The sequence below is a fragment of the Micromonospora sp. DT231 genome, from assembly GCF_049847025.1.
Taxonomy (GTDB): domain Bacteria; phylum Actinomycetota; class Actinomycetes; order Mycobacteriales; family Micromonosporaceae; genus Micromonospora.
Genome location: NZ_JBNCNO010000004.1, coordinates 403,396 through 429,175, shown reverse-complemented (window position 1 = coordinate 429,175; position 25,780 = coordinate 403,396). Strand labels below are relative to the sequence as shown.

28 protein-coding genes and 1 pseudogene are annotated in these 25,780 nt (G+C 70.0%); 14 read left to right on the top strand and 15 right to left on the bottom strand.

What is annotated here, in order from left to right; translation table 11 throughout:
- The first annotated feature begins 15 nt into the window (after window positions 1–15).
- The gene (locus ACPXBU_RS13360) at window positions 16–771 is read left to right on the top strand and encodes an ABC transporter permease (RefSeq protein WP_425758252.1); all 756 of its coding nucleotides are present in this window, start codon (window positions 16–18) and stop codon (window positions 769–771) included.
- Window positions 772–913: 142 nt separating this feature from the next.
- On the opposite strand, the gene ACPXBU_RS13355 is transcribed toward ACPXBU_RS13360, so the two are convergent.
- The 3 genes from ACPXBU_RS13355 to ACPXBU_RS13345 form a co-directional block, all read right to left on the bottom strand.
- Complete coding sequence (locus ACPXBU_RS13355) at window positions 914–1,567, bottom strand: O-methyltransferase (protein ID WP_425758251.1); 654 nt, start codon at window positions 1,565–1,567, stop codon at window positions 914–916.
- Window positions 1,564–2,232, bottom strand: a complete 669-nt coding sequence (locus ACPXBU_RS13350; protein WP_425758250.1) for a Maf family protein — start codon at window positions 2,230–2,232, stop codon at window positions 1,564–1,566. The genes ACPXBU_RS13355 and ACPXBU_RS13350 overlap by 4 nt, the downstream gene beginning before the upstream one ends.
- Window positions 2,233–2,432: 200 nt before the next feature.
- Window positions 2,433–3,590, bottom strand: coding sequence for a S8 family serine peptidase (locus ACPXBU_RS13345; protein WP_425758249.1), 1,158 nt, complete (start codon window positions 3,588–3,590; stop codon window positions 2,433–2,435).
- Window positions 3,591–4,532: 942 nt separating this feature from the next.
- On the opposite strand from ACPXBU_RS13345, the gene ACPXBU_RS13340 reads away from it, so the two are divergent.
- Complete coding sequence (locus ACPXBU_RS13340) at window positions 4,533–4,676, top strand: hypothetical protein (RefSeq protein WP_425758248.1); 144 nt, start codon at window positions 4,533–4,535, stop codon at window positions 4,674–4,676.
- Between the two features lie 292 nt (window positions 4,677–4,968).
- Here the strand turns inward: ACPXBU_RS13340 and ACPXBU_RS13335 are convergent, their stop codons facing one another.
- Entirely contained in the window at window positions 4,969–5,427 is a 459-nt protein-coding gene (locus ACPXBU_RS13335) for a hypothetical protein (RefSeq protein ID WP_393366369.1), read from the bottom strand.
- 87 nt (window positions 5,428–5,514) lie between these two features.
- Window positions 5,515–5,709, bottom strand: coding sequence for an acyl-CoA carboxylase subunit epsilon (locus tag ACPXBU_RS13330; RefSeq protein WP_393366371.1), 195 nt, complete (start codon window positions 5,707–5,709; stop codon window positions 5,515–5,517).
- Between the two features lie 90 nt (window positions 5,710–5,799).
- Between ACPXBU_RS13330 and ACPXBU_RS13325 the strand changes: the two genes are divergently transcribed.
- Window positions 5,800–7,869, top strand: coding sequence for a protein kinase domain-containing protein (locus ACPXBU_RS13325; RefSeq protein ID WP_425758247.1), 2,070 nt, complete (start codon window positions 5,800–5,802; stop codon window positions 7,867–7,869).
- Window positions 7,870–7,956: 87 nt separating this feature from the next.
- Window positions 7,957–8,190: a hypothetical protein gene (locus ACPXBU_RS13320; RefSeq protein WP_393366375.1), complete on the top strand. Its 234-nt coding sequence runs from the start codon at window positions 7,957–7,959 to the stop codon at window positions 8,188–8,190.
- A gap of 81 nt (window positions 8,191–8,271) precedes the next feature.
- Here ACPXBU_RS13320 and ACPXBU_RS13315 read toward each other — a convergent pair whose 3' ends face one another.
- Window positions 8,272–9,024: a GH25 family lysozyme gene (locus ACPXBU_RS13315; RefSeq protein WP_425758246.1), complete on the bottom strand. Its 753-nt coding sequence runs from the start codon at window positions 9,022–9,024 to the stop codon at window positions 8,272–8,274.
- Between the two features lie 126 nt (window positions 9,025–9,150).
- Complete coding sequence (locus tag ACPXBU_RS13310; protein ID WP_425758245.1) at window positions 9,151–9,696, bottom strand: Uma2 family endonuclease; 546 nt, start codon at window positions 9,694–9,696, stop codon at window positions 9,151–9,153.
- Between the two features lie 99 nt (window positions 9,697–9,795).
- Here ACPXBU_RS13310 and ACPXBU_RS13305 point away from each other — a divergent pair, with 99 nt between their 5' ends.
- The 4 genes from ACPXBU_RS13305 (at window position 9,796) to ACPXBU_RS13290 (ending at window position 12,960) form a co-directional block, all read left to right on the top strand.
- A complete protein-coding gene (locus tag ACPXBU_RS13305; RefSeq protein ID WP_425758244.1) occupies window positions 9,796–10,539 on the top strand; it encodes a M50 family metallopeptidase in 744 nt (247 codons plus the stop codon).
- A 21-nt stretch (window positions 10,540–10,560) separates the two neighbouring features.
- Window positions 10,561–11,544 carry a ketopantoate reductase family protein gene (locus ACPXBU_RS13300; RefSeq protein WP_425758243.1) on the top strand — a complete coding sequence of 328 codons (984 nt, stop codon included), beginning with the start codon at window positions 10,561–10,563 and terminating at the stop codon, window positions 11,542–11,544.
- Between the two features lie 62 nt (window positions 11,545–11,606).
- Entirely contained in the window at window positions 11,607–12,107 is a 501-nt protein-coding gene (locus ACPXBU_RS13295) for a sigma factor-like helix-turn-helix DNA-binding protein (protein WP_393366384.1), read from the top strand.
- A complete protein-coding gene (locus ACPXBU_RS13290) occupies window positions 12,100–12,960 on the top strand; it encodes a hypothetical protein (protein ID WP_425758242.1) in 861 nt (286 codons plus the stop codon). The genes ACPXBU_RS13295 and ACPXBU_RS13290 overlap by 8 nt, the downstream gene beginning before the upstream one ends.
- A 21-nt stretch (window positions 12,961–12,981) precedes the next feature.
- Here ACPXBU_RS13290 and ACPXBU_RS13285 read toward each other — a convergent pair whose 3' ends face one another.
- Window positions 12,982–14,565, bottom strand: coding sequence for an acyl-CoA carboxylase subunit beta (locus ACPXBU_RS13285; RefSeq protein WP_425758241.1), 1,584 nt, complete (start codon window positions 14,563–14,565; stop codon window positions 12,982–12,984).
- An 84-nt stretch (window positions 14,566–14,649) separates the two neighbouring features.
- Here ACPXBU_RS13285 and ACPXBU_RS13280 point away from each other — a divergent pair, with 84 nt between their 5' ends.
- Together ACPXBU_RS13280 and ACPXBU_RS13275 are read left to right on the top strand one after the other, a co-directional pair.
- Window positions 14,650–15,525 carry a biotin--[acetyl-CoA-carboxylase] ligase gene (locus ACPXBU_RS13280; protein WP_425758240.1) on the top strand — a complete coding sequence of 292 codons (876 nt, stop codon included), beginning with the start codon at window positions 14,650–14,652 and terminating at the stop codon, window positions 15,523–15,525.
- 172 nt (window positions 15,526–15,697) lie between these two features.
- Window positions 15,698–16,270 (top strand): PH domain-containing protein, encoded by a 573-nt coding sequence (locus ACPXBU_RS13275; protein ID WP_425758239.1) that lies wholly within the window; start codon window positions 15,698–15,700, stop codon window positions 16,268–16,270.
- 53 nt (window positions 16,271–16,323) lie between these two features.
- Here ACPXBU_RS13275 and ACPXBU_RS13270 read toward each other — a convergent pair whose 3' ends face one another.
- From ACPXBU_RS13270 to ACPXBU_RS13255, 4 genes and pseudogenes are all read right to left on the bottom strand, one after another.
- A complete protein-coding gene (locus tag ACPXBU_RS13270) occupies window positions 16,324–17,094 on the bottom strand; it encodes a MaoC/PaaZ C-terminal domain-containing protein (RefSeq protein WP_425758238.1) in 771 nt (256 codons plus the stop codon).
- Window positions 17,091–17,789 (bottom strand): GtrA family protein, encoded by a 699-nt coding sequence (locus ACPXBU_RS13265; protein ID WP_425758237.1) that lies wholly within the window; start codon window positions 17,787–17,789, stop codon window positions 17,091–17,093. Before ACPXBU_RS13265 ends, ACPXBU_RS13270 begins: the two co-directional genes overlap by 4 nt.
- 63 nt (window positions 17,790–17,852) lie before the next feature.
- Complete coding sequence (locus tag ACPXBU_RS13260; protein WP_393367085.1) at window positions 17,853–18,389, bottom strand: GtrA family protein; 537 nt, start codon at window positions 18,387–18,389, stop codon at window positions 17,853–17,855.
- Between the two features lie 216 nt (window positions 18,390–18,605).
- A pseudogene (locus ACPXBU_RS13255) lies at window positions 18,606–18,692 on the bottom strand (GtrA family protein); the annotation flags it as partial.
- A 136-nt stretch (window positions 18,693–18,828) separates the two neighbouring features.
- On the opposite strand from ACPXBU_RS13255, the gene ACPXBU_RS13250 reads away from it, so the two are divergent.
- From ACPXBU_RS13250 to ACPXBU_RS13235, 4 genes are all read left to right on the top strand, one after another.
- Window positions 18,829–20,673 carry a phosphoenolpyruvate carboxykinase (GTP) gene (locus ACPXBU_RS13250; RefSeq protein WP_425758236.1) on the top strand — a complete coding sequence of 615 codons (1,845 nt, stop codon included), beginning with the start codon at window positions 18,829–18,831 and terminating at the stop codon, window positions 20,671–20,673.
- A gap of 37 nt (window positions 20,674–20,710) precedes the next feature.
- Window positions 20,711–21,568 (top strand): hypothetical protein, encoded by an 858-nt coding sequence (locus ACPXBU_RS13245; RefSeq protein ID WP_393366398.1) that lies wholly within the window; start codon window positions 20,711–20,713, stop codon window positions 21,566–21,568.
- Window positions 21,569–21,942: 374 nt separating this feature from the next.
- Window positions 21,943–23,085, top strand: a complete 1,143-nt coding sequence (locus ACPXBU_RS13240; protein WP_425758235.1) for an NAD(P)/FAD-dependent oxidoreductase — start codon at window positions 21,943–21,945, stop codon at window positions 23,083–23,085.
- A 31-nt stretch (window positions 23,086–23,116) separates the two neighbouring features.
- A complete protein-coding gene (locus ACPXBU_RS13235; RefSeq protein WP_393366402.1) occupies window positions 23,117–23,887 on the top strand; it encodes an isoprenyl transferase in 771 nt (256 codons plus the stop codon).
- A gap of 39 nt (window positions 23,888–23,926) precedes the next feature.
- Here the strand turns inward: ACPXBU_RS13235 and otsB are convergent, their stop codons facing one another.
- The 3 genes from otsB to ACPXBU_RS13220 form a co-directional block, all read right to left on the bottom strand.
- Window positions 23,927–24,751, bottom strand: coding sequence for a trehalose-phosphatase (gene otsB / locus ACPXBU_RS13230; protein WP_393366404.1), 825 nt, complete (start codon window positions 24,749–24,751; stop codon window positions 23,927–23,929).
- Between the two features lie 67 nt (window positions 24,752–24,818).
- Complete coding sequence (locus ACPXBU_RS13225; RefSeq protein ID WP_387190902.1) at window positions 24,819–25,172, bottom strand: hypothetical protein; 354 nt, start codon at window positions 25,170–25,172, stop codon at window positions 24,819–24,821.
- Between the two features lie 161 nt (window positions 25,173–25,333).
- Window positions 25,334–25,777, bottom strand: a complete 444-nt coding sequence (locus ACPXBU_RS13220; RefSeq protein ID WP_357241648.1) for an XRE family transcriptional regulator — start codon at window positions 25,775–25,777, stop codon at window positions 25,334–25,336.
- Window positions 25,778–25,780 lie beyond the last annotated feature (3 nt).

The window sequence follows — 25,780 nt, the reverse complement described above, 5'->3', positions numbered from 1 at the left end:
ACCCGGAGATCACTCATGAAATTCGCCCGTGACACCTGGCTGATCTTCCAACGCCAGACCCAACTCCTGCTGCGCAACCCGGTCTGGGTCTTCGTCGGCGTGTTCCAGCCGGTCATGTACCTGCTGCTGTTCGCCCCGCTGCTCAAGCCGGCACTGAACGCGCCCACCCAGGCCGCCGCCTACAAGATCTTCGTACCCGGCCTGTTGGTGCTGCTGGCGATCTTCGGCGGGCTGTTCCAGGGCTTCGGCCTGATCGCCGAACTGCGCGCCGGTGTCATCGAACGCTCCCGGGTCACCCCGATCAGCCGGCTCGCCCTGCTGCTCGGCCGCTCGCTGCGTGACGTCGTGTCGCTCGTCGTGCAGGCGATCATCATCACCCTGCTGGCGCTCCTGTTCGACCTGCGGGTGTTCATCGGGGACCTGCTGCTGGCGTACCTGATGCTCGCCCTGATCGCCCTCATGACCTCGGCCGTCTCCTACGGCGTCGCCCTCAAGGTCAAGAGCGAGGACGCGCTGGCTCCCCTGATGAACACGGTGGCGCAGCCGGTGCTGTTGCTGTCCGGCATCCTGCTGCCGCTCACCTTCGCGCCCGGCTGGTTGCAGGGCATCGCCAACTGGAACCCGTTCTCCTGGGCGGTCGACGGCACCCGGGCGCTGTTCGCCGGCGACCTGGCCAGCGACAAGGTCTGGCAGGGCCTCGGCATCACCGCGGTGCTCGCCGCGCTGGGCGTCTACTGGGCCGCTCGCCAGTTCGCCCGCAGCGTCCGCTGACCCGAGCTGCCGGCCCGGCGTGATCGGCGCATGGTCGTGGCTTGATCGACTCGGGTTACTGGAAGTCGGGGTGTCCTACTGGTGAGGATGCCGCGACTTCCAGGAACCCGAGTCGATCAGTGTGACCGACGGGCGTCGCCGGTCAACGCACCCGGGCGAGGGTGAGGCCGTCCGCGATCGGCAGCATCACCGGGTCCACCCGTACGTCGGCCAACACCTCATCATTGAAGGCGGCGATCGCCCGGTCGCCCTCGTTCTGCGGCGCCACGATCCGTCCGCCGCGCAGGACGTTGTCGACAGCGATCACGCCACCGGGCCGCATCCGGGGCACCAACTCAGCCCAGTAGACCGGGTAGCCCGTCTTGTCGGCGTCGATGAACGCGAAGTCCAGGTAGCGCTCGTGCGGCAACTCCCGCAACGTCTCCCCGGCCGGGCCGATGCGCAGCTCGATCCGGTCCTGCACGCCGGCCCGCTCCCAGTAGCGCCGGGCGATGCCGGTGAACTCCTCGGAGATGTCGAAGCAGGTCAGCCGCCCGCCCTCGGGCATCCCGCGGGCGATCGCCAGCGACGAGAGCCCGGTGAACGTGCCAACCTCAACAGCCTGCCGTACGTCGAGCAGCCGGGTGAGGAACGTCAGAAAGGCGGCCTGCTCCGGTGCCACCTGCATGGTGGCGTGCTCCGGCAGCACCGACAGGGTCTCCTCGGCCAGGTCACGAATGATTTCGTCGGGCGGGGAGCCGTGGGCGACCAGGTAGGAGTGCAGCTCGTCAGTCAGCGGGATCGATTTGGTGGTCATGACCGGACGTTACCGACTGGCTCGACCGATTGGCCGCCCGGCGCGACCTTCGTCCACAGGTCGGTGATCCGCAGATCCAACTCGGCGAGGAGACGGCGCAGCAGCGGCATCGACAACCCCACCACAGTCCCCGGGTCACCCTCGATCCGCTCCACGAACGGCCCGCCCAACCCGTCGATGGTGAACGCGCCAGCCACCGCCAGCGGCTCGCCACTCGCCACGTACGCGGCGATCTCGTCATCGCTGATGTCCGCGAAGTGGACAGTGGTCGAGGCGACCGCCTCCGCGCGCCGCCCGGCGGAAACGTCGATCAGGCAGTGCCCGCTGTGCAGGACGCCGCTGCGCCCCCGCATCCGCAGCCAACGCCCGGTGGCGTCCGCCGCGTCCGTGGGCTTGCCGAGGATGTCCCCGTCGAAGGCGAGCACGGAGTCACAGCCGATCACCAACGTCCGCTGGCCGGCGTCCGGACTCAGCCGGGTCAACACCGCCTGCGCCTTGAGCCGAGCCAACTCCAGGCACAACTCCTCAGCCCGCTCGGTCACCACCAACGACTCGTCCACCCCACTGACCAGCACATCCGGCTCAATTCCGGCAGCCTGGAGGGACTTTCGACGGGCAGGGCTCGCCGAGGCGAGCACGAGGCGGAGCGGCAGGGTCTCAGACACCCACCCGACGTTACCGGTCAACCATCCCCACAACGACCTCCCGCCACGCACCCGTCCCGACGTCGTCCCCCGGGCGTGCTCGACCTCCGTCAACCGAGCGCCCAGCCTGATCAACTCGCCGATGCTGAAACCGCGGTATCCCACCGCCTCGGACACCGCGACATCAAGGAACCCGAGTCGATCGCCATATCGCGGACCGATCAGCGACTAATCCTGGGCGGCGGGTCATCCCCGCGCCGACGCCGCCGCGCCACCACCGCCCACCCAACCCCCACGGCCAAGATCACTCCAAGGGTGGCCAGGCCACGCGCCGTCGCGCCACCGTCACCCGGCTGAGCATCGGTCGTCGTTGGGCCAGCACCGGCCGGCGCGCTCACAGATTCAAACCCCAGCGGCGGTACGTCCGCCGTCAGCGCCGCCACCAGATCGATCACGCCATAGCCGTACTCGTCGTCACGCCCAGGCGGGCCCTTGTCGATCGCCGTTGCCGTCAGCCGGTGCGCCACCTCCCGCGCCGGCAGGTACGGGTACTTGGACCGAATCAACGCCGCCGCCCCCGCCACAATCGCCGTGGCGCTCGATGTGCCAGTGCCTTTCGAGTACTTTCCGTCGTAACTAGTGCTGTAAATGTCAACAGCGGGAGCAGCTACGTCGATCTTTGGTCCGGTCACCGAGATGGCGGCGTGCAGTCCATCTCGACCGACGCCGCCAACGGCGATTACGCCGTCTTCGCTTGCCGGGTATCCAAGCGACCCGAAAGGCAAATTACCTGCCGCTGCCACGATGGTAATGTCCGCTGCGAGTGCAGCTTGGACTGCCCGAATTAGACGTTCAGTCGACGGGCCGTCGCTTGAAATGCTGATCACTTGGACTCTTTTAGATGTGGCGTACTCCAAAGCTGCAGCGAGATCATCTGCTTCGCCGTAATTATCTGCCGCAGCCGCCTTTATTGGAAGAATCTTAGATCTCGGCGCCACGCCAAGAGCACCACTGTTTCCGCCTCTGCCATGTGCGGCGATTAGCCCTGCCATGCTCGTGCCGTGACTGTTTGAGTCAGTCTGGCCATCCCCCGAGCCTCCCGATACAGTGTCGATGCCCTGAAGTAGGTTGTCTCTAAGGTCAGGATGCGGATCTACACCGGTATCAGGCACCGCGACGACGACTCCGTCGCCTTGGCTAATGGTCTGCACTCTTGTGAGGTCGAGGTAGCGGAGGTGCCACTGGTCCTCCCGAATGCGCTCGGCCTCATTGGGCTGGTGGGCGTAGTGTGTTAACTGTGAGTTCGTGTCCTCTGATGGAGCTGTGACCATCATGGTCGAAATTAGCGCGATGAGTGCGAACTTGGCAATTAATGTCATTACCGCGTGAAGCCAATAGCCGGGCCGGGATCAATGTGTCCCTCATCATCGGGTGGTCGCACAACTGGTGCGACCCCATTCTCAGTCTCCCATGGATTGTCGGGATCCCAATACGGTAAGGTGTTCTCTGGTTGCCTGCGACCATTTGGTCGAGCAGAGCTCGGCTGTGTACCGGTGGGATTTGCCAATCCGGGAGCGCCGCCCCAAGGCGGGAAACTCTGTGCTGATGAGAAGCTTCGACCAGCACCAGGTCGAGACCCTGCTCCTCCGCTAGGGGCAGTGCCGGCTCCACCGCCCCCGATCACGCCGCCGATTGGGTTGACGCGGCGGGGCGAGCTCGGTTCCGCTCCCGGCCGGCCCAGGTTAATTCCTGGTGGGCCCCCGATAAGGCCTCCGTGTGGCAGCGGGTGGGGGGAGGTGGGTGGTACCGGTCGCTGGGGAGGCTTGTTCTGTCCACCTGGCGGAGTGCCGATTGGCCCTGCCTGAGTGTGTGGCGAAAGTTCGCTAAGGGGCCGAAGAGAGAAGTTGGACGGCGGCCCCGCAGGAGCGCTAAGGGGTGCTGTGGGGGGATTCGTAAATCCAGGCGGAGTCAGGTTAGTCGTCGTCGGGATTGAGCCTGAACTTATGCCGCCCAGGATCGGACCGACTCCCGAGGAAGTCTGAAGAGGCGCCCGGCCTGCCGGTGCTGGCTCCGAGGTTTGCAACCGTGCTGCCGGCACCATCGGCACAGCAACAACCGGAGGGATGAGCGGACTCTGAGTGTTGGTCCCATATATGTCCGGATCGTTTGGCTGGTGGCCAGGTCGACGAGGCGGTGCGGGTGGTTTTTGGAGGGTTGCTTGGGCTTGTTGGAGTTCGCCGCTGAGGCTGAACATCGCCGCTCGTGCCTGAGTATTGAGCCGCTCCAGGTCCGCGTCGGTGACCGGCGCTTTCGTAACCCGATTGCCCATCACCGCCAACGGGTCGGCGGCCATCGACTCGAACGCCTGCTTCTGCTGGGACTTGGTCGCGTACTCCTCGTGGATTTTGCGGAGCGCGGCGCGGGTGGTGCCGATGGCCTGGGTGGCGGCGGAGAGTGCGGTGTAGTTCGCGGCGGCGGCGTTGTGGGTGCGCTGCACCTTGTCGATCAGCTCGTCGAGTTCGGCAAGGTAGGTGCTGGAGGCGGCGCTGGTTTCGGGTGGCCACGCCTCGGCGAGCCCGCGCCGGTATTCCTGGAGGCGGCTGAGGTGGGTCTGCGCCAGGTCGCAGACCTTGCGCCAGCCGGCGACCTGCTTCCAGTGGTTGTCGGTCTCGTGGTCCTGGAGGCAGGCCCACATGCTGTTGACGTCCATCAGTTGCCAGTCGGTGAGGCCGGAGGTGCGGCCGGTGCCCCGTTCGATCATGGCAGCACCACCGGCCCTTCGGCGTCGGGGCCGGTCGGGTCGGTCAGCATCGGTGTCGGGCCGCCGGGCAGCATGCTGGTCGGGTCGGCGAGGGCCTGTCGCACGTCCACCACGCGGGCGGCGGTGAAGGCGTCGCTGTCGGCGTATCTGGTGGCGACCTGGTCGGCGGCGGCGGCCAGGTGGCCGGTGGCGCCGCGGACGGCGTAGACCATGTCGGCGGTGGCCTGTTGCGTCTCGTGGTGCGCGTGCAGGAACGTGACCAACTCGACGAAGGCGTCGCACGGGTTGGGCAGCCGCGCGGACATGTCCTCGGCGATGTATGGAAGGTGCGGCGCGTAGTTGCTCTCGACCTCGGCGGCGAGCCGGTCGGCGAACTCTCTGAGCTGGCTGATGTCGGCCTCGATGCCGCCGTAGCCGCGCAGCCAGGGCGCTGGCCGGTCCTCTTCGGGGATCACGGGTCCTCCCTAACTGTCACGACACCGTCTCCCTGAGTGAGGGTAACGGCTGCACGCGCCCCTGGCAGCCCCCGCCGGAGGGTCGGGTCAGCGAGGCAGGCCGGCGGTGCGCCACCCACCGGGGCTGACCGGCCGAGCGCTGCGCGCCCAGACGGACGTGGTCGTCGGCGTGGGCGCGGCGGCGGGGCGGGTTCGCACGATGATCGCCCCTACCAGGGCGGCCAACTCCTCCGCGGTGGGCACGCCCCGGACGACCCGGAACAGCGGCTCTTCGGCAGACATGACGCCAGGGTACGCGGCGCGAAGTTGCGGGAAGCGCACAGTGGCGTGCCGGCGGTGTGAGCGTCGGCGGGTCCGGGTACCGTCTCAGCGATGTCGAACGCGCTTCCCCAACTTGTCGCTGACCGATACCGGCTTCTGACGCCGCTCGGCCAGGGTGGCATGGGCAGGGTGTGGAAGGCGCGCGACGAGGTGCTGCACCGGGACGTCGCCATCAAGGAACTGGTGCCGCCGCCGGGTCTCACCGACGAGGAGCGCCGGGAGATGCGCGAGCGCTCCCTGCGGGAGGCGCGGGCCATCGCCCGGCTCAACCACGCGAACGTCGTGCGCATCTTCGACGTGCTGCGCACCGATGGTGATCCGTGGATCGTCATGGAGTACGTGGCGTCGAGGTCGTTGCAGGACACTCTCGCCGAGGACGGCCCCGTGTCGGTGGCCCGCACTGTGGAGATCGGCCTCGGCGTGCTGGGCGCGCTCAGTGCCGCGCACAAGGCGGGCGTCATGCACCGCGATGTCAAGCCCGGCAACGTGCTTCTGGGTGAGGACGGCCGGGTGGTGCTGACCGACTTCGGTCTCGCCACGATCCCGGGCGACCCCAACGTGACCCGCACCGGGATGGTGCTGGGCTCACCCGCGTACATCTCGCCGGAGCGGGCCCGGGACGGCACCGCCGGCCCGGAGGCGGACCTGTGGTCGTTGGGCGCGACGCTCTACGCGGCTGTCGAGGGCAAGTCGCCGTACGCGCGGCCGTCGGCGATCGGCACCCTCGCAGCGCTGGCGACCGAGCCGATTCCGCCGCCGAAGAACGCCGGTCCGCTCAAGGCAGTGCTCAACGGCCTGCTCCGTAAGGATCCGCACGAGCGGATCACCGCCGAGGTGGCGGAACGCCTGCTGCGCCGCGCCGGTGGCAAGCGTGCGCGCGGGATCTCGCTGCTGGATGGCGTACGCCGGCCGGGGCCGAACGGTCCGCGCGAGCCGCGCCCGCCGCACGTCCCCGCCCCGCGGCCGGCCGAGAGTGCCGACCGGCCGGTGTCGCCGCCGCCGGCCGCCGCCGCGACCTCGGTTGTCGCAGCTGCGAGTCCCGCCGCCGATGCCACGCCGACGACAGTCGTTCCCTCCGGCGAGCACTCCGATCCGCCCGCGCCGGTGCCAGCCGACCCGCCCGCACCGGTGCCAGCCGACCCGACGGCGGCGGTCCCGGCCGACCCGACGGCGGCGGTCCCGGCCGAGCCGACCGCCACGATCGACCGCCCGTCCGATGCCGACCCGACCGCGAAGGTCACGGCCGCACCCGACACGAGCGGCGACGGTACGACGCACACCGACGACAGTACGGCGACCATCGACGACGAACCGACTGTGGTCGACGGCCCGCCGGTGGCGCCGGAGCAGCGCAAGCCGACGACGCCGACGTCGCTCATGCCGCCGGTGGGTCCGGCCGGGCGTGCGGCGGTGCCGGCGTTCGACGGTACGAAGCCGAACAACACCCGACGCAACGTGCTGATCGGGGCGCTTGTGGCCCTGCTGCTGATCGGCCTCGTGGTGATCGTGCCGATGCTCACCAAGGGCGACGACAACGAGACCCCGCAGACCGGCCCGACGACCGGTGCGGCCGCGACGTCGGCGCCGGCGCAGTCCTCGGCTCCGGCGGCGCCTCCGCCCACCACGGGCGCACCGAGTGCGTCGCCCTCGGCCACGCCGTCGACCGACCCGACCGCGCTGCCGGCGGGTTGGAAGCTGCACGAGGGGCCGATCTTCTCCATCCCGCTTCCACCCGGCTGGAGCGGCCGTCAGACCAGCAAGGACACCTTCGTCTTCAACCAGTCCGGCGGGCCTGGCATAATGCTGGTCCAGTGGACCCCCACCCCGAAGAAGGACGCGGTCGCCGACTGGAAGGCGATCGAACCTGACCGTCGGGATCTGGTCAAGAACTATCAGTTGGTGGGCAGCATCAAGGCCTGCGACTGGTATCGGACCTGCGCCGACTGGGAGTGGTTGGAGACCCGGGACGGCACCCGCATCCACGTGCGTAACCGGGGCTTCGTAACCGCCACCAACCGGGGTTTCGCCATCCGGTGGGAGATCGCGGAGAAGGACTGGCAGGCCAACCTCGCCAACTTCGACCAGATCGTCAAGGGCTTCAAGCCCGATCGGGTCAACTGACAGGCGTTCCGCACCTGCGCGAACCTCTCTCGCATGTTCTTGCGTCGTTCGGGGTATCTGATCTCCAACGACGGAGGGAGGTGCGACATGGGTTACCGATACAGGAACGCCCGGCCCCGGCTGGCACTGTGGATGCTCGTCGCACTCGGCGATGTGGCACTGCTGCTGATCAGCGTTGGTCTTCCGGTACTCGTCGCGCTGTTCGGCGTCGTTGCCATCACCGCTGGTGCGGTGGGCGTCCGGCGACTCAGCCGGCGGGACGCGCTGGTCCGCGAGGATGCTCCGGTGATGGTGCCGGTGTTGAGCCGACGGCGGGTCTGACCCGTACCCGGTGGGTGGCGGCAGCCGGACCGATTGTCAACCGTGTGGTGACCGTCGATCCCGCTGCCGCCAACGGCCCGATCAGGTGTTGTTGGCCAGCGCGACCAGTCGACTGCGGTCACCGTTCCAGTAGTTGCGGTCCACGTTGCCGCTGATCCCGGAGACGGCGCCGGTGCTCGTGTACTGCCAGAAGCTCCACACCGGCGCGCCGGCCGGCAGGGTGCCGGGAGCGCTCGACCAGCGGGCCAGCCAGAGCGGGTGGTTCGCCCACGGGCCGGTCCAGCTTCCGGTGCACTGGTTCCACCAGCTCGTGGTGGTGTAGATGACGGCGTACCGGCCGGTGCGGGACCGGTAGGTGTTCAGGAAGTCCTGCACCCAGTTGCGCATTCCGGTCGTGCTGAGCCCGTAGCAGTAGCCGCCGCTGTACGGGTTGGCCTCGATGTCCAGCGCCGCCGGCAGGGTGCGGCTGTCCGCCGACCAGGCGCCGCCGTTGGAGGCCAGGTAGTTGGCCTGGGTCGAGCCGGCGGAGATGTTGGGCCGGGCGAAGTGGTACGCCCCGCGGATCACCCCGGCGTTGTACGAGTTGACGTAGTTGGCGTTGAAGTTCGGGTCCTTGTAGGTGGTGCCCTCGGTTGCCTTGATGAAGGCGAACTGGATGCCCGCGTTGCGGACGCTCGTCCAGTTGATGCTGCCCTGGTAGCGGGACACGTCGATGCCGGGTGTGGTGGCGGCGGCCGCCGGTCCGGCGGTCGCGACCAGGGCCGCCGCCGCGGTGGCGAGGACGGTGAGGCCGGCCGCGAACGCGCGGCGCAGCGATGACGAGGTACGGGCCATGAGTGCCTCCAAGGACGTCGCTCTATCGACAACCATCTTTGGAGATAAGTGCCCTAGATCACAAGGGTGACTGAAAAAAGCTTCATCGACGAGTGTCGGTCGCACAGGTGACCGGAGCGGAACGAATCAGCCCAGAGTGGCCGGGTCGAGCTGCCAGCGGAACGGCTCGACGACGGTCAACGTCTCGCCGGGCTTGGCCACCTGGTCCTCGACGTAGTGCCCACCGTCGAGCCGGTAGAGCCGCAGCGAGTGACCGTCGCCGTCCTGCTCGACCAGCAGGTACCAGGGGATTCGCGCGATGGCGTAGAGCTGCATCTTGACCAGCCGGTCGGCGGCGGCGTTACCGGGCGAGACGATCTCGCCGACGAGCACCACCTCGGCGGCCTCCACCACCGTGCCCTGGTCGTCGACGTCCGCGACAACCACATCGGGAATGACGATCCGATCCACCTCGAGTCGAACGTTGACCGCCCCGAAGACTGCGAGGCCGACTGCTGCGCGCTCGACATGGTCTGCCAGTCGGCGCGACACCAACTGGTGGCGCTTACTCGAGACAGGGCTCAGAAGCAGGCTCCCGTCGAGCAGTTCGATCCGGTCCGGGGTCTCACCCAGGGCGAAGTAGTCGGCCTCGGTCCAGAGCCCGACATGGTGTTCCACGGGCAATGACCTCATCTGCAATCACCTCTGACCTCGTTGGCTACCCGAAGTCTCAGGCATGACGAGTCGGTGCTCCGGAAGCGACACGGAACGCCGCCGGTAGGCTCGCGCCCCATGATGTCGATCGACGGGCTGGGCGAGATGTGGGACACGCTGTTCGGCGCTCAGCCGGACCCGCCCCCGCTGCTGGTGCTGATCACCGCTGCCGTCGCGCTTGTGGTGGTGTCCACCCGGCTGCCGTGGCGGATCGCCCGCAACGCCATCACCATCGCCCACGAGGGTGGGCACGCGCTCGTCGCCCTGCTCACCGGCCGCAAGCTGCGCGGCATCCGGCTGCACTCGGACACGTCGGGGCTCACGCTCTCCGCCGGCCGTCCCACCGGGCCGGGCATGATCCTCACCCTGCTCGCCGGGTACGTCGCCCCGCCGCTGGTCGGGCTCGCCGGTGCCTGGCTGCTCGGCGGCAACCGGATCACCCTGCTGCTCTGGGTGGCCGTGGTGCTGCTGCTGGCCATGCTCGTCATGATCCGCAACGTCTTCGGGGTGGTGTCGCTGCTGGTCACGGGCGCACTTGTGTTCGCCGTCTCGTGGTACGCCACGCCGCAGGTGCAGGCCGCGTTCGCGTACGTGGGGGTGTGGTTCCTGCTGCTCGGCGGGGTGCGACCGGTGGTGGAGCTGCAACGGCTGCGGTCGCGGGGCCGGATGCCCGCCTCCGACGCCGACCAGCTCGCCGGGCTCACCCCGTTCCCGCCGCTCTTCTGGGTGGCCTTCTTCGCCCTGGTCAACCTGGCCGCCCTGGTGGCCGGCGCCCTCCTGCTGACCGGCCCCATCCTCACCAGCGCCGGCCTCACGGTCTGACCCAGCGGGCAGAATGAGGCCATGCGATACGTGATCATCGGGGCGGGTGCGGTCGGTGGGACCATCGGCGTACGGCTGGCCCAGGCCGATCGGGACGTGACAGTGGTGGCCCGTGGTGCACACCTGGCTGCGATCCGGGCGCGCGGGTTGACCCTGCGGCAGCCCGACGGCGAGGTCACCGCCCGGCTCGCCGCCGTGGACGGGCCCGACGACCAGCCGCTGCCGGCGGACACGGTGCTGATCCTCACCGTCAAGTCGCAGGACACCGCCGGAGCGCTGGCCGCCTGGGTGGACGCGCCGGTGGCCGGCGGTGGCACGGCGGGCGAGCGGCTGCCGCTGGTGACCGCGCAGAACGGTGTGGCGAACGAGCGGGCCGCGCTGCGGCTCTTCGCCGACGTGCACCCGGTCTGCGTTTGGCTGCCGGCCACCCACCTGGACCCGGGCGTGGTGGTGGCGAACGGCTACCCACATCCGGGGATGCTCCACATCGGGCGATACCCGGAGGGCGCCGACGACACCGACCGGGCGATCGCCGCCGATCTGAGCGCCGCCGGATTCGTCGCGCCGGTCCGTGCGGACGTGCTGCGCTGGAAGTACGGCAAGCTGCTCAGCAATCTCGGCAACGGTCTCCAGGCGTTGCTCGGCCGGGACGTCCCGGACGTGTTTGTCGAGCGGGTACGCGCCGAGGGCGTCGCCGCGCTCGCCGCCGCCGGGATCGCGCACACCTCGCCGGCGGAGGAGAAGGCCGAACGCGGTGACCTGGTGCAGCAGCGCCCGGTCGACGGTGCGGCCCGTTCCGGTGGCTCCACCTGGCAGAGTCTGGCCCGGGGCACCGGTTCGACCGAGGTCGACCACCTCAACGGTGAGATCGCGCTGCTCGGCCGGCTGCACGGCGTACCGACGCCGGTGAACGTCGCGGTCCAGCGGGCTGTCCGCCGGGCGGTCCGGGAGCGGATCGGGGCCGGCGGGTTCCCGCTCGCCGAACTGGAGAAGATGATTCCCTGATCTCGGCAACCGACGACCCGACCCGGCGCGTGTTCCCTGCGACCGACACGGGGAGGTAGCGGGTGCCGGACAGCGACGGGTTCGACGAGTTCTACACGGGGAGCCGGCAACGGCTGCTCGGGTTCGTCTATGCCCTGACCGGCGACCGGGTCGAGGCTCAGGACGCCGTGCAGGAGGCGTACATCCGGGCGTGGCAGCGCTGGTCGACGGTCCGGGGGTACGACGACCCGGAGGCGTGGGTGCGGGTGGTGGCCAGCCGGGTCGCGGTCAGCCGGTGGCGCAGCCTGCGCAGTCGTGCCCGCGCGTACCTGCGGCACGGGGCCACCGAGACCGTTCCCGGCCCGGGCACCGACACCGTCGAGGTGGTCGCCGCCATGCGCCGGCTGCCCGAGGAGCAACGCGTCGCCATCGCCCTCTACTACCTGGTCGGCATGCCGGTCGCCGACGTGGCGCGGGAAACCGCGGCCCCGGTGGGCACCGTCAAGGCCCGCCTCTCCCGGGGGCGCGCCGCGCTCGCCGGTCTGCTCGCCGTCTCTGATCTGGAGGAGGCCACCGATGCGTGATGACCTGCCGTTCGTCGAGCAGATCCACAGTGACCTGCGGGATGTCCGGTGGCCGGCCCCGGAGGAGATCCGCTCCCGGGCCCGCCGTCGCAGCCAGCGCAGGATCGTCGTGGCCACCGTCGTGCTGGCGTTTGCCGGGGTCTCCGCGGTGGCGGTCGCCGCGCCGAGGAAGTCGCCGTCGCCGGCCCTGCCGGCCGCCGCGCCCTCGGCCGCGCCGACCCGGCACGAGATCACCACCGACGCTCTGTTGCCGCCAGCCGAGCTGCCGCAGCAGGTCGAGGTGCAGCTCAGCGACTCCGGGCTCGGTGAGCCGGTCCAACTGGATCACCAGCTCGACTACTGCCGGACGAGCCAGGGGCGCTCGGACGGCCGGAAGATGTCCATCCTGTCCCGCTCGCAGACCCTGGTGCACACGCAGTCTCCGAGCGTTGCCACACAAAGCAAGGGCGTGTTGACGCAGGATCTCTTCCGAATGGTGCCCGAAGCGGCCACGCAGCTCTTCGCCGAACTGGACGAGTTGGTCGCACCCTGCGCCGAGTGGCGCAGCGTCGGGCAGGTGAAGACGGCGGAGGGCATCCGCACGATGGAGGCGGTCCACCGGTGGGCGGTGGTGCAGCGGGGCTTCGCCGGGGACGACGCCGCCATCCTGCGGGACTCGCTCACCGCCCCCCGGGACGTGCAGACAGGGCAGCCGCTCGCCGACGATCCGTCGCCCATTCTGGTGGCGGTCGTCCGGGTCGGCGACACCGTCTCGGTGCTCCGCCCCTGGGCGGGGGGCACCGAGGCGGACCTCGTGCGGCTCGCCGTGGCGGCGGCGGCCCGGATGTGCGCCGCCGCCAACCCGCCCTGCTGACCCCCGGTCCGCGGAGCGGCCTCAGAGCGGGATGTTGCCGTGCTTCTTGGGCGGCAGGGTCTCCCGCTTGGTACGCAGCACGCGCAGTGCCCGGACGATCTGGGTGCGCGTCTCGTGCGGGGCGATCACCGAGTCGATGTAGCCGCGCTCGGCGGCCACGTACGGGTTGGCCAGGGTGTCCTCGTACTCGGCGATCTTCTCGGCGCGGACCGCCGCCGGGTCCTCCGCGCCGGCCAGCTCGGAGCGGTAGAGGATGTTCACCGCGCCCTGTGCGCCCATCACCGCGATCTGGGCGGTCGGCCAGGCGAAGTTCAGGTCCGCGCCCAGGTGCTTGGAACCCATCACGTCGTACGCCCCGCCGTACGCCTTGCGGGTGATCACCGTGACCTTGGGGACGGTGGCCTCGGCGTACGCGTAGATGAGCTTGGCGCCCCGGCGGATGATGCCGTCCCACTCCTGGCCGGTGCCGGGCAGGAAGCCGGGCACGTCCACGAAGGTCAGCACCGGGATGTTGAACGCGTCGCAGGTGCGCACGAACCGGGCGGCCTTCTCCGAGGCGGCGATGTCCAGGGTGCCGGCGAAGTGCATCGGCTGGTTGGCGACGACACCCACCGGGCGGCCCTCCACCCGGCCGTAGCCGACCACGATGTTCTGCGCGTAGAGCGGCTGGACCTCCAGGAACTCCCCGTCGTCGAGGACGTGCTCGATCACCCGGTGGATGTCGTACGGCTGGTTGGCCGAGTCCGGGATCAGCGTGTCCAACTCCCGGTCCTCGTCGCTGATCGCCAGGTCCGCGGGCGCCTCGAAGACCACCGGCTCGTCGAGGTTGTTCGACGGCAGGTACGACAGCAGCGCCTTGACGTAGTCGACCGCGTCGTCCTCGTCGCTGGCGAGGTAGTGCGCGTTGCCGCTGCGGGTGTTGTGCGTGCGGGCCCCGCCCAGCTCCTCCATGCCGACGTCCTCGCCGGTCACCGTCTTGATCACGTCCGGTCCGGTGATGAACATGTGCGAGGTCTGGTCGACCATCACGGTGAAGTCGGTGACCGCCGGGGAGTAGACCGCGCCGCCCGCACAGGGCCCCACGACCAGGGAGATCTGCGGGATGACGCCGGAGGCCCGCACGTTGCGGAAGAAGATCTCGCCGTAGAGGCCGAGCGAGACCACACCCTCCTGGATGCGGGCGCCGCCGGAGTCGTTGATGCCGACCACCGGGCAGCCGATCTTCATGGCCAGGTCCATCACCTTGACGATCTTCTCGCCGAAGACCTCGCCGAGCGAACCACCGAAGACCGTGAAGTCCTGCGCGAACACGCACACCTGCCGGCCGTCGACAGTGCCGTAGCCGGTGACCACACCGTCGCCGTACGGGCGGTTGCGCTCCAGCCCGAAGGCCGTGGACCGGTGCCGGGCCAGCTCGTCGAGTTCGACGAAGGAACCCTCGTCGAGCAGCATGTCGATCCGCTCACGGGCGGTCTTCTTGCCGCGCGCGTGCTGCTTCTCGACCGCGCGGGCCGACCCGGCGTGCACCGCCTCGTCGACCCGGCGCTCCAGGTCCGCCAGCTTGCCCGCGGTGCTGTGGATGTTGGTCCCGGTCTCGGTAGTCACCCAGGGAATATAACGATGGTTCAGGTCGGTGCCGCTGTGCAGTACCCCTCAGTGTCGACGCCACCACCGCCGTAGGCTGGCGGAATGTCGGGCTCCCCGTACACCGATCTGGACCGCCCGCCGCTGTCGGCGGCCCGGTTGCGCCGCGCGCTGGTCGCGCCGAACGGGCCGTGGGCCCGACTGGAACTGCGCGCCGAGACCGGCTCCACGAACGCCGACGTGGCCGAGGCGGCCCGGGCCGGCGAACCCGAGGGTCTGGTCGTGGTGGCCGAGCGGCAGACCGCCGGGCGTGGCCGGCGCGGCCGGGTCTGGCAGTCGCCACCCCGGGCCGGCATCGCGACAAGCGTGCTGCTGCGGCCCGGTGTGGCCGTGCCGGACCGCGACTGGCGGCCCGTGCCACCCACCGGGTACGGGTGGCTGCCGTTGCTGGCCGGCGTGGCGCTGGTCGAGGCGGTGGCCCGGCTGGCCGAGCTGGACGCCACCCTGAAGTGGCCCAACGACCTGCTGATCGACGGCGCGAAGTGCGCGGGTGTGTTGGCCGAGGCGGTGCCCGGACGTTCACCGGACCAACCGCCGGCCATCGTGCTGGGCATCGGGCTCAACGTGACGCTGCGCGCCGACGAGCTGCCGGTGAATCCGACCGGGCTGCCGGCCACCTCGTTGCAGTTGGCCGGTGCCACGGCGACCGACCGGGACCCGCTGTTGCGGGCGCTGTTGCGGGCGGTCGCCGACTGGTACGACAGGTGGCGCTCGGCGGGTGGCGACGCGGTGGCCAGCGGCCTGCGCGACGCCTACCTGGCGGCGTGCGCGACGATCGACCGTGAGGTACGCGTCCTGCTCCCCGACGGCGAGACTCTCACCGGCACCGCCACCGGAGTCGACCCGGACGGCCAGCTGATGGTCACGACAGCTATCGGAGCGCGCACCCTGGCCGCCGGGGACGTCCTGCACCTCCGCTGACCGCCGTCCCCGCGATCGTGCGGTGTCGGTCGGGCCAGATCGGGTGCGCGCCGCGCGACGACGACCGAGAGCGCAAGATCGCGGAGAGCGGTGGGGGCCGCGTGGCGGATGTCGGCGTGGGGCTTGTGGGGTTTACCGTCGGCGCGTCCAGAAAATGGCGATGGAGGTTGTCGTGGCGTTTCCTGAAGACGTGCTCACCGCGGACGAGCATGTCGTGCTCCATCTGCACCCGCACTGGAAGGCGCTGATCCGGCCGATCCTGGTGCTGGTGCTGGCCATCGCCGCGGTGGTGGTCGGTGTGCTCCTGCTGCCCGAGGGTGGTGGCGGTTCGGTCGCGCTGGCCGTGATCGGAGTGATCGCCCTGGTCGGGGTGCTCTGGCTCGGGCTGTGGCCGTTCCTGGTCTGGCGCACCACGCACTACCTGTTCACAAACGAGCGAGTCCTGCTACAGCAGGGTGTCTTCTCCCGCGACCGGCGGGACCTCCCGCTCGCCCGGGTCAACGACCACTCGATGAACCAGCGGTTCGTCGAGCGCCTGCTCGGCTGCGGCACGCTCACCATCGAGTCGGCAGGTGAACGCGGTCAGTCGGTGCTCGCCGACGTGCCGGACGTCGGAAAGGTGCAGACCACCCTGTACGAGTTGGTCGAGGCACAGCACGACAAGCACTCGCTGGGCGATGGCGAGATGCGCGACATGCTCGCCGACATGCAGGACGGCAAGCCGCTGCGGGACACCACGACCTGATCCGGGTTGACTGCGGTCGGGGCCCGCCTCGGCCGCAGTCCGTCGAGGCGGGGTCAGTCGGTCGGTTTGGCCCGGGAGGGGCCGTCTCCGGGGCTGATCTCGGCCGAGCCGGCGTCGGGCGGACCACCCGCCGGTTGGCCGGCGTCGGGCGATCCGCTCCCGGTCGGGTCTGCCCCGGTCGGGCGCGCCTCGACCGGTTCGGCCTCGGTCGCGTCGACCCCGCCTGGGCCGGCCTCGCTTGGGCCGGCCTCGCTTGGGCCGGCCTCGGTCGATTCGACCCCGCTTGGGCCGGACTCGGCTGGGCCGGACTCGGTTGGTTCGGACTCGGTCGGTCGGACGGCGAACCAGCCACGGAAGCGGGTCCGCAGCACCTCCTGCTCGGGCCGGTCGTCCGGGCCGAGGCGCAGCATGGTGCCGGTGAGGCTGACGGTGCCGAGCCCCGGGCGGGCGGTCGACGGTCGGGCGCCCATCACGTCGACCCGGACGGCGAGCCGGTCGCCGGCGCGCACGGGGGCGAGCCAGCGCAGCTCTTCCAGGCCGGGGGACGCGTCCGCGGCCGCCCGGGACAGCAGGTGGTCGACGTAGGCGCGCATGAACAGGCTGACCGTGTAGAACCCGCTGGCGATCAGTCCGCCGTGCCGGCTGGCACCGGCCAGGTCGGCATCGACGTGGTACCACTGCGGGTCGAAACGGCGGGCGAAGGCGACCATCTCGTCGCCGTCCACGGTGACCACACCGAGGTCGACGGTGAGCCCCGGGACAAGATCCTCGAAGAACAGCTCGGCGGGTTGCCCGGTGCCGGAGCGAGCGTCGGGCGTCGTCACCGGCGGGGAGCGCGGCGAGTGCTGACCTGCAACTCCGCGGCGAGTTCCGCGTCCAGGTCCGCGGCGGGGCTGACGCTCAACCGGGGGCGGCCCTGGGGCGGCGCGCCGGGCGGTGGGTCGGCGCGTCGCGCGGCCTCCGCCTCCTCCAGCTCCGAGACGGATTCGGCCAGCTCGGCGACCGGGTCCATCTCCGCCATGGTGTCCCACTCGTCGCGCGGGATGTCGTGCCAGGTGGGCTCGGTCTTCGCCGCGTCGTCATCGGTGACGGGCTGGAAGACGAAGGTCCGGTACGACCAGAACCGGAACAGCGTGGCCAGCAGGACGCCCGCGGTCTTGGCCACGTTCAGTGCCAGCAGGCCGTGGACGCCGAGGCCGTACTTGGCCGCCGCCACGGCACCCAACTCGATGATCAGGCCAGCCCCGTTGAACAGGAAGAACAGGACGTACTCCCGGCGCATCGCCGATTTCGGGCGATCCCGGTACGTCCAGTGCCGATTCATGAAGTACGACGTGATCGTGGCGACGACGGTCGCAATCACCGTCGCCTTCAACTGACCATTGACGAAAACGGTCAGTGCAAGGGCGTTGAACACCGCGTAATTGATGACGGTGTTGATGCCACCGACGATGCCGAACTTGAGCGCCTCGTGGATGAACTTCTGCCAGCGCTCAGGCAGCAGGCGGACAAGACGCATGCGAAACACCTTAGGGCAGTCGGTGCGGCCGGCGATCACCGGCCGAACGAGGTGGGCGGCAGGTCACGCCCCGTGATCACGGTCGGGATCCACCTGCGGAAGGGTCGGGGTTCCCGCTTCGACGAAGACGAACCGCCGGTACGACCAGAATCGAAACAGCGTGGCGAAGCCCGTGCCGACGATGTAGCTGGCGAGGTTGTCCGCCAGGCGGGTCTGGAACACCGCCGGCCAGATGGCTCCCAGCCCGTAGTGGCTGAGCGCGAGGCAGGCCACCGTGATGCCGAGACCGACCGCGTTGAAGAAGAAGAACAGCGCGTACTCGCGGGCCGCGTTGTTGCGCTGGCGGTGCCGCCAGGTCCAGAACCGGTTGCCCACGAAGGCGACGGAGGCCGCGATCACTGTCGAGATCGTCTTCGCCGTCACCTGTTCGACGTCCTGCTGACTCAACAGGTAGTTGAAGAGCGTGAAGTCGACGAGGAAGGCGAAACCACCCACCGTGGCGAATTTGCCCATCTCGCGGATCAGGTGACCGAAGCGGTCGAGGAGTATGCCGACGAGACCCCGTCGGGTCTGCCGGGGACCCGGTTGTTCCCCGGTCATCGTGGCGGCCACGAAGGCAGCCTACCGGCTCTGGACCAGTCAGCGGGGTAGCTACGGCAAGCGGGCGTGGTCGCCCGTCGCTACTGATCACCGTGTGCGAAACCGTCGTACGCAGCGTAACCAAATGGGAGGACTGACGCGCCTCGGAACGGGAATCCACGCACCGGTCGGCGGGGCAGGTCCACGGCCCCACCGCGACAAGCGTCCGCCGGGGCGCACAACAAGATTTGCGTGAAACTGCGCGGGAAAGCGGGTATCAGATCGTGATGCCGCAGCGTGGCCGTAGCTTGTGCAGTTCTTCACAACCTGTCCCACTGACTCGGAAGGCTGCCCGGTTTACGCTGAGGCCAATCCCAGGTTTCCACGAAGGCGACGCATCGCGCCGCCGAGTCTCGTGCATCCCATAGATCGGTCAGCGTCGACCACAAGGAGATGTGTCATGGTTGCTCCGGCTGTTGTGCGGGGTATTGATCAGGCCCCGACGTCCCATCCGAAACTGCTCGCCTGGGTCCGTGAGGTCGCGGAACTGACCACCCCCGACCGGGTCGTCTGGGTGGACGGGTCCGACGAGGAGTGGCGCCGCCTCACCGACGAGCTGGTCGAAGCCGGCACGCTGATCCGGCTGAACCCGGAGAAGAAGCCCAACTCGTTCTACGCGCGTACCGACCCGACGGACGTCGCCCGGGTCGAGGAACGCACCTACATCTGCTCCGTCGACGAGGCGGACGCCGGCCCCACCAACAACTGGATGGCGCCGCCGGAGATGAAGCGGACCATGACCGAGTTGTACCGCGGCTCGATGCGGGGCCGGACCATGTACGTCATCCCGTTCGTCATGGGCCCGGTCGAGGCCGAGTCCCCGATGTTCGGTGTCGAGATCACGGACAGCCCCTACGTGGTCGCCTCCATGCGCATCATGACGCGGATGGGCACCCGCGTCCTCGAGGCGATGGGCGACGACGCGGACTTCGTGCACGCGTTGCACTCGATCGGCGCCCCGCTCGCCCCTGGCCAGCAGGACGTCGCCTGGCCGTGCAACGAGACCAAGTACATCTCGCACTTCCCGGAGACCCGGGAGATCTGGTCGTACGGCTCCGGTTACGGCGGCAACTCGCTGCTCGGCAAGAAGTGCTACTCGTTGCGGATCGCCAGCGTGATGGGTCGCGACGAGGGCTGGCTCGCCGAGCACATGCTGATCCTCAAGATCACCTCGCCGGAGGGCAAGGTCCACCACATCGCCGGCGCGTTCCCCTCGGCCTGCGGTAAGACCAACCTGGCGATGGTGGAGCCGACCATCCCCGGTTGGAAGGTCGAGACCATCGGCGACGACATCGCCTGGATGCGGTTCGGCCCGGACGGCCGCCTCTACGCGGTCAACCCGGAGTACGGCCTGTTCGGTGTCGCGCCCGGCACCGACTGGAAGACGAACGCCAACGCCATGCGCACCCTGGACCGGGGCAACTCCGTCTTCACGAACGTCGGCCTCACCGATGACGGCGACGTCTGGTGGGAGGGCATGGGTGAGCCGCCGGCGCACCTGATCGACTGGAAGGGCAACGACTGGACGCCGGAGAGCGAGGGCCTCTCCTCGCACGCGAACAGCCGGTTCTGCACCCCGATCACCCAGTGCCCGATTCTCGCCGACGAGTACTTCGACCCCAACGGCGTGCCGATCGACGCGATCCTCTTCGGTGGCCGTCGTAAGGACACCATCCCGTTGGTGACCGAGGCCCGCGACTGGGTGCACGGCGTCTACATGGGTGCCACGCTCTCGTCGGAGACGACGGCAGCCGCGTCCGGTGCGGTCGGCGTGGTCCGCCGGGACCCGATGGCGATGCTGCCGTTCATCGGCTACCACGCGGGCGACTACTTCCGGCACTGGATCGAGATGGGCAAGGGCACCGACGGCGACGAGGCGAAGCTGCCGAAGATCTATTACGTCAACTGGTTCCGCAAGGACCCGGACGGCTCCTTCCTCTGGCCCGGCTTCGGGGAGAACTCCCGGGTGCTCAAGTGGGTCGTCGAGCGGATCGAGGGCACGGCCGACGCGGTCGAGACCCCCGTGGGCATGGTGCCGACGCCCGAGTCGCTGGACGTCGAGGGCCTGGACATGACCCCGGAGGACGTCCGGATCGCGCTCAAGGTCGACCCGGACGAGTGGCGCAACGAGCTGCCGATGATCACCGAGTGGTTCGAGAAGTTCGGTGACAAGCTGCCCGGCGTGCTCTGGGCCGAGTTGGACGCGTTGCGCGCCCGCCTGGACGCCGTCCAGCCGCAGCGCTAGGTGTGAAGATCGCCCCGCGTGGGCATCATCGGATCCCATGAGGACGGCCGCCGAGACCCAGGTCCGGCGGCCGTCCGCCGTCCGGGTGCTCACCATCCTGCTCGCGACGACGGCGGCGGCCACCGTCGTGGTCGAGCTGCTCAATTGGTGGTACGCCCCGGAGCAGGGCTTCGGGCTGGCCGTACGGACCGGCTGGGCGATGCTGCGCTCGCTCGGCTTCCTGCTGCTGATCGGGCACGTTCGCCGGGGCCGGACGGTGGCCCGCCCGTTCGGGCTGATCCTCGCGGTCACCACGGTCTTCGCGGTCGGCCGGTTGATCGTGCCCCGGCAGGGGGTGCCACCGCTGCCCGGCCTGCTCGGCTTCGCCGTGCTCACCGCGCTCTGTGCCGCGGTGGTCTGGCTGCTGTACCGCTCGTCGGCGCTGGCCGGGCACCTGGTCCGGCACCGACCCCGGCTGGTCCTCGACCGTGCTGGTTTCTCCTGGCGGGAAACCCCGCCGCGCCGGCCGGAGGCGAACGCCTGGCTGTTGACCAGCCGGGTGGCGGCGTTCACCTACAGCCCACTGATGCTGGTGCCGGCCCTGGTGGCCGGCGGCTCCATCCTGGACGGCCGGCTGACCGCGCTACCCGCCGTGGTGTTCTGGTTCGGGGCCGGCATCACGGCCAGCTACGCGGTGTTGTTCTGCACCGCGTTCCTGATGCGCGGCAAGGACTGGGCACGCGGCCTGCTGGTCGGCGTCACACTTGTCGTGCTCGCCGTGGATCTGCCGCTGTGCTGGTGGCTGCTGGGCGTGGACGGCCTGGTCCGCGACGGCGCCCCGCTGCTCGCCGCGGCCGGGCTCACCCTCTACGGCCTGCGCCGCGCGTCCCGCGCCGACGACGTCGACCCCGGCTGACGGCAGCACCACCCGCGCCCGGGCGGCTCGCAGCCTCCGTCTCTGGCCAGGTAGTCACAGCCGCTGTAGAGCTGCCCCAGAGGTGGGGCAGGTCTACAGGCGGCTGGACAGGTGGGCGGCCTCCGCAGCGCTGATGTCTCCCGGCATGGGTGGCCTGCTATTCGTCACGCCTGGACCGCTGGTGCCTGCCACGGCAGGAGATCGCCTTCTGACGGCAGGTAGTCAGCGCCGTGCGGGTGCGGCACGCACGAGCGGGCAGGGGGCAGGATGGCGGGTGGCGTCGGTCACAACGGTCGGCGTGGGCGGCGCAGGTGGATCGTCGGGCGGTGCGGGAACGGCACGGCCGCGCCGCGTTGGTCGGAGGGAGGCGCGCGGTGAGCGACGAGTTCGACGTGGTGGTGGTGGGAGCGGGGCCGGCCGGGGCGGCCGCGGCGTTGACGGCACGCCGGGCGGGCGCGAGCGTGCTGCTGCTGGACCGGGCCGACTTTCCCCGGGACAAGGCGTGTGGCGACGGGATCGCCGCACACTCGGTGGACGTGCTCGCTGAACTGGGGGTGACCGAGGCGGTGGCGGGCTACGCGCCGCTTCCCGCGTTGCGGATGATCGCGCCGGGTGGTGGTGCCGTGGCGCGGGCGCTGCCCCGACCCGCGTACACGGTGCCCCGGGAGGTCTTCGACGCGCGGCTGGTGGCGGCGGCCGTGGCGGCCGGCGCGCAGTTGCGCCGGCACACCGTGCGCCGGGTCGAGCCGCGCGCCGACCGCGTGGTGCTCGACGGGGAGGTGTCCGGCCGGGTGGTGGTGGGCGCCGACGGCGCCGCTTCGGTGGTGCGTCGGGCGCTCGGGCACCCGCAGAATCCCGACCGGCACCTGGCGCTTGCCATCCGGGGGTACGCGCCGGCCCTGCCCGGCCCGTCCGAGCAGCTCATCGTCACCTCGAAGGCGCGCTGGCCGGCGTACGCCTGGTCGTTTCCGATCGGCGACGGTCGGGCGAACGTCGGGTACGGGGAGGTGCTGCGCGGTGAGCCGTTGAACCGGGCCTACCTGCTGGACCGGCTGGCCGCGCTGCTGCCCGGCACCGACCTGGACACGGTGACCGCGTTGCGCGCCCATCACCTGCCGCTGTCCACCCACCGGCCGACACCGGGCCGTGGCCGCACGTTGCTGACCGGGGACGCGCTGTCACTGATCAATCCGTTCACCGGGGAGGGAATCTTCTACGCCCTGCTCTCCGGTGCGCTCGCCGGCACGGCGGCGGCCCAGTCTCCCGAAGCGGCAGCCGGCCGCTACGCGCACGGGTTGCGCCGCCGCCTCGGCACCCACCTGCGGCACAGTTCGGTCGCGGCCTGGTTGGCGCGACGCCGCCGGGTGGTGGACGCGGCGGTCCGGGCGGCCCGGCGGGACGACCGGGTGTTCTACGACGTGGTCGAGCTGGGACTGGGTGACGGACGGCTCACCGCCCGTACGCTGGCGATGATCGGCATCGGTCTGCCGGGCCGGGATGGGGCTCCGAGGCGGTGATCTGACCGAAGGGTCGCTACGCTGCTAGGTGATGACGCTGCGGGACCTTATCTACTCCGTGTACGAGCGCCGGCTCACGGCGAAGCTCGCGGGTAAGCCGGTGCCCCGGCACGTCGGGGTGATGTGCGACGGCAACCGCCGCTGGGCGAGGGAGATGGGCTTCGTCGACCCGAACGACGGGCACCGGGTCGGCGCGGCGAAGATCAAGCATGTCCTCGGCTGGTGTGACCAGGCCGGCATCGGGCACGTGACCCTCTACCTGCTGGCCACCGACAACCTGCGCCGACCGGCAAGTGAGCTGGACCCCCTCCTCAAGATCATTGAGGATCTGGTGGTGGAGTTGTCGGAGGAGGGCAACCCCTGGCGGTTGCGCATCGTCGGCGCGCTCGACCTGCTCCCGGCGCAGACCGCGGCGGCGCTCAAGGGCGCCGAGGAACGCACCCGCGAGCGCACCGGCGGCGCGGAGGTCAACATCGCGGTGGGCTACGGCGGTCGTCGGGAGATCACCGACGCGGTCCGCTCGCTGCTGTTGGAGCACGCCGCCTCCGGCGGCACGATCGAGGAGTTGGCCGAGGTGCTGGACGTCGAGCACATCGCCGAGCACCTCTACACCCGTGGCCAGCCCGACCCCGACCTGGTCATCCGCACCAGTGGGGAGCAGCGGCTGTCCGGCTTCATGCTCTGGCAGTCCGCGCACTCGGAGTTCTACTTCTGCGAACTCAACTGGCCGGATTTCCGGCACATCGACTTCCTGCGCGCCCTGCGCTCGTACGCGACGAGACAACGCCGCTACGGCGCCTGAGCCGGCGGCGGGCGACGCCTCTGTCGCCGCGCGGCCGGGTCAGGGCAGGTGGGTCAGCGCCTGGGTGAGGAAGTCGCCCAGGGCGGCCGGCGACTCGATCGTCAGGTCCGCGGCGTTGGCGACCTCGTGGCCGGTCTCCGGGTTGGCCACGGCCACGCAGATGCCGAGGAAGTCCGGGTCGGCGGCGGCGCGGGCGCGCAGCGCGGCGAAGGCCTTGATGTCCGAGACGTCGTCGCCGAAATACCAGGCCCCGGTGGCACCCTTGATCGCCTCTCCGATCACCATGCCCTTGTCCCGGTCGACAGGGGGTTTGAGCTCCAGCACCATCCGCCCGGCCTGCACGCGCAGCCCCAGTCGGTCGGCCTGCGCCTGCCCCCACTGCTGCACGGTCGAGCCGAGTTGCGGGGCGGTACGCCAGTGCAGGGCGACGGAGAGCCGCTTGTATTCCACAAGCGTGCCGGGTGGCAGCTCGGCCCGGGCGAGGTCGGCCAGCTCCACCATTGTCGGCACCCAGGGCAGCGCGGCCGGCTCGGTGACGGTCTCCCCGCCGGAGTGGCTGTGCTCCAGCCCGTAGAGGCCGTAGAGGTCCACGCCGGTGAGCCCGCCGAGCTGATCCCGAAGGAACTCGACGGGCCGGGCGGAGACGATCGCGACCCGCTGCACGACCGGGGCCAGGGCCTCGATCGCGGCCAACGCCTTGGGCGCCGGGCGTACCGCGGTCGGATCGTCGTCGACGGGCGCGAGCGTGCCGTCGAAGTCGAAGAAGAGCACGGTCCCGGCCGCCCGGCTGGCGGTGGTCCGCCAGGCCTGGTCGGCGTTCAACGGGGTCCTCGGCTGGTGGTTGCCCAGATTCAACGGCGGCACGCGCGTCAGCGTACCCCGGCGATGAAGGGTCATTCCTGGCCGAGCGGATCCGTTGCGGGGTGGGCGATCAGCGTTCGGCGGCTCCCCGTCCACGCCGGCCGAACGGCACCACCGCCGCGTCCTGGCCGTGGCTCAGGAGGTAGCCCTCCACAAACCCGGTGTTGCGATCGCCGGTGTGGTTCTCGATCTCGTTGAGTCGTGCCACCAGGAATTCGGTGAGCGCGCTGATCCGGTCGTTCATGCGCTCGTGCAGTTCGGCGACGACGGCCAGGACGACCGCGGTGCCGGCGGTGATCAGCACGAAGAGGTTGACGAGCAGCGGAAGCTGCCCGCCGTCGACCGCGAGGGTCACCGCGTTGCCGGTCGCCCACAGTGTCATCGACACCGTCGCGACCACGACTGCCAACCACTTCAGGGTCATGGACAGACCCCTCCTTTGTCCCGCAGGGCTGGGTTCGGCCTTGTCCCGTCCCCCCGCCGATGACGAGCCCAAGCAGTACGAGTAGGGACGCTAGCGTGCCCGTTCCGGCCCCGGAGGCAAACGAATAAACCTGACCAGGCGTTCTTTCGCCATCTGAGGAACTACCCTGCTTGATTGCCTCTATTTCGGACATCGACCGGCAACGTTGGGCGGTATGCGAGATATCTGATGGTTTCCCGGATGTGGAACTTCTCCGCGTCCGACACGTTCGGATCGACCAGGCGGCGGAGCAGGGCCTCCACGTCCGGGTCCATCGGAGGGGCGGGCTGGCCGCCGCGAGGGCCGGCCGCGGTGCGGTCCCAGCCGAGCGCGGCGAAGGCGGCCGCCGGATTCAGACCCAGGCCCTCGCAGAAGGCGACCACCCGTTCGGCCTCCGGGTCGCTGGCCCAGTCGCCCCGGACCCACCTGTTGATGGTCTGCCGGGAGACCCCGGTGCGCCGGGACACCTCGGTGCCGCTCCAGGCTCGGGTCGCTCGTGCCTCGTCCAGGGCGCGGCGGACGAAGGTGGCGAAGGCGATCTTCCGCGCATTGGCCGTCTCGGTCACCCC